Source organism: Synechococcus sp. R6-5 (assembly GCF_047461775.1).
GTDB lineage: Bacteria > Cyanobacteriota > Cyanobacteriia > Thermostichales > Thermostichaceae > Thermostichus.
Map to the genome: position 1 here is coordinate 1 of NZ_JANSHV010000165.1, position 4,483 is coordinate 4,483.

Here is a 4,483-nt window from a genome sequence, read left to right on the forward strand (position 1 = left end):
GTCTCAATCTAGTTTGAAATGATTATAGTTCCCCTCTCCCTTGGTGGAAGAGGGGCTGGGGGCGAGGGGGGATCCCTTGGGCTGAGAAGCGCCAAGGGTGGAAGTCCGTCAGGCAGTGTAGTAGGCAGTGCCTTTATTGACGAAGTCCAGTGTGTAGGCAGCCCGGTAGTTGATGGTTGGCTCAAATACGCCGGCCACCGTCATGCTGTCGAAGAAGTCTTGCCAGCGTTTGTCGGTCATGGCGCCAATGCCTTTTTCCAACGCATCGCCGGACAAGATGATGCCGTACTCCTGCAATTTCTCGAAGCTGTAGGCCAACTGGGCATCGGTCATCTCCGGGTTGTCCTGCTTGATCAAGCGATAGGCCGGACGGGGATCCTCCAAGAAGCTGTACCAGCCTTTGATAGAGGCATCCACGAATCGCTCCACCAAGTCGGGCTTGGTTTCCACCAGTTGGCGACGGGTTTCGATGGTGGTGGCATAGGGTTTGTAGCCCAAATCCGCCAGGAGGAAGACCACCGGCTCAAATCCCCCTTCCCGTTGGATGGCAAAAGGCTCGGATGTCAGATAGCCTTGCTGAGCTGAGCTGGGATCCGCCAAAAAGGGGCCGGGGTTGAAGTTGTAGGGACGAACCTGATCGTCGGTGAAGCCAAAGCGGGCCTTTAGGTAGGGCCAGTAGGTGGCAAGCCCCCCTTTCGAGACGAAAATGGGCCGGCCCTTGAGCTCTTCAAAGCGCTGGGTGCCGGGGTGGGTCATGATGATCTGCGGGTCTTTCTGGAAAATGGCTGCCACACACACCAAAGGGATCCCTTCTCGCACAGCATTGATCACCCCTGTGCTTCCCCCCATGGCAAACTCGGCAGCTCCACCGGCCAAAACTTGGGTGATGTTGATGCCGGGGCCACCCATCTTGATGGTCACATCCAGGCCATGCTCGCGGTAGATGCCGGTCGCCACCGCCTGATAGAAGCCGCCATGTTCCGCCTGAGCATACCAGTTGGTAGCATAGGAAACGCGATCCAGGCCGGATCCCTGAGCCACGATCAGGGTGGGAGAGGGTTTGCGCTGAGCTTGGGCGCCCCCTGCCGCCAGCAGACCGCCCCCAAGGGCTGCGGCCCCCACCTTGAGAAGTTGACGGCGGCTCAGAGCGTTGGTGTTCGAGTCAGAGGGTTGAGGCGAAGCCATATCCATTCTTCCTAACCTAATCCTTGCAGGGTGTGAGGGGGCCAAAGATGCAGGTACAGCCTATTGAGGGGCTACGGATACGGTTGTAAACCTACTTGTTCTAAACCTCATCGGAGTCAAGCCTCAGAAACACGATGTTTTGTATCCCTTAAGTTTTGTATCCCTTAATTTGTGAACAGGCTGTAACTTGCGACACCCCATTAAGCCAGAAACCCTTGGGCAGAGCGGTATCTCCGGCTACCGGCACTTGCAGACGAGAGCCGTTGGCGTTCGGTTCCATCGGCGGGAGGCCAAGCTGCCCTGGGGCCAGCACCTCAGTTCGCAAATGGCAAGAGGAACAAAACCCGAAACCAGCCTTGCCCTGGTCTATCCCAAACCTGTAGCCACCGAACATGACCGGCGCTCGAAGTAACCTGCAGATCTCATTCTGCCGCAATCTTGCTGGGTCAAAGAGCCCCACCCCTTGAGCATTTGCCGGAGCTGTTGGCAATTTATCCCCGGTCGGGATGGAGTTGCGGCCAATTGGAGAGCTTGCTTTCTAGAGCTTGCTTTCTGCTAAGGCAACCCGCTATGCTACCGCCCAGATTGAGGCATTCTCCCGTGGCAAGTCAGCAGCTTCGTGTCTATGTCCCCCCTCACCCGCTCATTAAGCACTGGCTAACCGTGGCTCGGGATGCGGAGACGCCCATGCCCCTGTTTCGCACGGCCATGTCGGAGCTGGGCCGCTGGCTAACCTATGAGGCGATGCGGGAGTGGATCCCCACCCAGACCGTTCAGGTGCAAACCCCTTTGGAACCCGTTGCCGCAGAGGTCATCGCGCCGGATACCCTGCTGGGCATTGTGCCTGTATTGCGGGCTGGCTTGGCGATGCTGGAAGGCTGTCAGGCCCTTTTGCCCCAGGCGCGGATCTTTCACATTGGCATGGTGCGGGATGAGGAAACGCTGCAGGCCAGTTGCTACCTCAATCGCCTTCCAGAGCGGATCCCTGAGCAGATGCGCATTCTCATTCCCGAGCCGATGTTGGCCACCGGGGGCACGCTGCTCTGGGTTTTGGATGAGCTAAAAAAACGGGGGGCGGATCCCAGCTTGGTCCGGATTGTCTGCGCATTGGCAGCGCCCCCAGGGTTACAGCGGTTGGGATCCCACTACCCGATGGTGCAAATTTTCTGCGCCATGATCGACGAGCGGCTGAACGATCGAGGGTTCATTTTGCCCGGGCTGGGGGATGCAGGGGATCGCGCCTTCGGCACAGAGAACTAGCCACTGACCCACTCAATCTGTCTGTCTTCTCTGCTGCTGGTTTTTGAGCCAAGATCTTCGGCGACACACGCATTCTGTAGTGCTCAATCGAGCTTTTACCACTTCTGGCGCACGGATTGCCCATTCACCCAGATGCTTTGAGGGAGAGCATTTGAGGCTAACCCCCCTCAGATTGGTCAAGCTATTGGATCATGGGTACTGTAGGACGCTTCAGCCGGTCGTGCTGCTTGAAATTTTGACGGGGCCAGCGCCTTTCCCTTTCCTGCGCCTATGCGACTTGTCCTTACCAGTTTGGATGGCAGCTTGCTGGATCTGGAGTCCAACAGCTATGGTGCTGCCCGACAAGCCTTGGCTGCCCTAGAGCGCCGCTCCATTCCCTTGGTGCTCTACAGCCTGCGCACCCGCGCTCAACTGGAACATGTGCGGCGGCAGTTACGCCTGGAGCATCCGTTCATCTGTGAGGATGGCTCTGCCGTTTACGTTCCCGAGCATTACTTCCCGGCGGGCATCCTAGACGAGCAGTGGCAACACCGACCGCCCTACTACGTGTATGCTTTGGGTCTGCCCTATTCTCGCCTGCGCAGCATCCTGCAACAGGTGCGTCAAGAGTCCCACTTGGATTTGATCGGGTTTGGGGATTGGACTGCCTCTGAACTGGCCGCTGCCACTGGGATCCCTTTGGAAGAGGCAGAGCGGGCGCAGCAGCGAGAGTACAGTGAGATTTTCAGCTATTCCGGGGATCCCGAAACCCTGCGGGAAGCTTTTGCCCAGCAAGAAGCCAACCTCACCCAACATCTGCTGCGGGTGCGTCAGCTTCACTTCTCTAGCCTGCCGCAATGGTATCTGACCGGATGGATGCAGCCAACGATGGCCGCAGAACCCAATTGGTTACCGGGGGAACAGGCGGTGCAGCGGCTGCTGGATTGCTACCAACGGCATCTGGGCCCTATCAAAGCTTTGGGCATTGGGTGTTCCCCGCCAGATGTGGCCTTTTTGCGATGGTCGGAACAAAAAGTGGTGCTTCCCAGCCCCATTGCGGATAGTCTCTGGAGTGAGGCCCTGCCTCAATGGCAATTGGCTCAGCTCCCCGGCCCAGAGGGGTGGAATGAAGTGGTGTTGATGTGGTTGGAGGAAACAGATCATGGTGATGAATAGGCAGCAGATTGGTCGTCAGGCTGTACCCTTAGGCCTGAAAACGGTGGGGTGCCTGCTGAGCTTGGCGGTGGCCATGCCCGCCTACGCGCAACCGCCCATGACCCTACTGACAGGGGAGCCGACGGTCGCCCAACTGAAGGAAGACGGAGCTCGCTATCTGCAGATGGGCTTCCATACCTTGGCCATCAACGCCTACCGGAGCGCAATTGAACTGGAAGAAAAAACCTTGGTGCTGCCCAGCGAACGGGATCCCAACGTGCCTTTCAACCTCGGCTTGATCTATGCCCGTCAGGGCAAGCTGGCGGAGGCCCGCGCCGCCTTTCAACGCTCGGTAGAGGTGGATCCCAGTGGCTTTAAGGCTCGCTATCAACTGGCCTTGGTGGATCTCAAGCTGGGGAACCTGGTCGCTGCCAAAGAGCAGCTCACCCTCTTGGCCCATGCCGCCAGCAACCATCCCGAAACCCACAGCCATATTCAAGCTCTGCTGGCCACTCTGGAGTCTGTTCCCTTGCCCGGCCAACAAGGGGAGAACCCGGCTCGCCCTCCAGCCGTTGAGTCAGAAGCCGCCAAGCTCTTGCTCGAACCTCAGAAAACAGAAACAACCGCCCTGCCAACTGCGACTGAAAAGAAAGGGCCAGAGGAAGAGAAACCCCTCTCGCTTCTGCAGCGGCTCCGCCAACAGGAGCGGGACTAGTTCTCTCTCGGCCCAGACTGACAACCCATGAAGGCATGTAGCTGGATGCCAGGGATCCCGTCACCGGGCCTTGGGCTAGGCTCGCCCCTTTTGGGGATCCGACTGAGAATCCTCGGGCTGGGGCCCTTTGGTGGTGAACACCGTGGTGAACATCATCAGCATGCCTGATACATTTACGCTGAACACTGC

At 58.2% G+C, this 4,483-nt stretch carries 4 protein-coding genes; 3 read left to right on the forward strand and 1 reads right to left on the reverse strand.

Features of this window, described 5'->3' with window-relative positions; all coding sequences use genetic code 11:
• Window positions 1-108 precede the first annotated feature (108 nt).
• Entirely contained in the window at window positions 109-1,185 is a 1,077-nt protein-coding gene (locus tag NW818_RS09275) for an ABC transporter substrate-binding protein (RefSeq protein ID WP_414424386.1), read from the reverse strand.
• 570 nt (window positions 1,186-1,755) lie between these two features.
• Between NW818_RS09275 and upp the strand changes: the two genes are divergently transcribed.
• The 3 genes from upp to NW818_RS09290 all read left to right on the forward strand — a co-directional run bounded on the left by upp (window position 1,756) and on the right by NW818_RS09290 (window position 4,294).
• Window positions 1,756-2,445, forward strand: a complete 690-nt coding sequence (gene upp / locus NW818_RS09280) for a uracil phosphoribosyltransferase (protein ID WP_414344397.1) — start codon at window positions 1,756-1,758, stop codon at window positions 2,443-2,445.
• A gap of 270 nt (window positions 2,446-2,715) precedes the next feature.
• Window positions 2,716-3,600 carry a hypothetical protein gene (locus tag NW818_RS09285; RefSeq protein WP_414383968.1) on the forward strand — a complete coding sequence of 295 codons (885 nt, stop codon included), beginning with the start codon at window positions 2,716-2,718 and terminating at the stop codon, window positions 3,598-3,600.
• On the forward strand, window positions 3,587-4,294 hold the full coding sequence (locus NW818_RS09290; RefSeq protein WP_414424387.1) for a tetratricopeptide repeat protein: 708 nt from the start codon (window positions 3,587-3,589) through the stop codon (window positions 4,292-4,294). The genes NW818_RS09285 and NW818_RS09290 overlap by 14 nt, the downstream gene beginning before the upstream one ends.
• Window positions 4,295-4,483 lie beyond the last annotated feature (189 nt).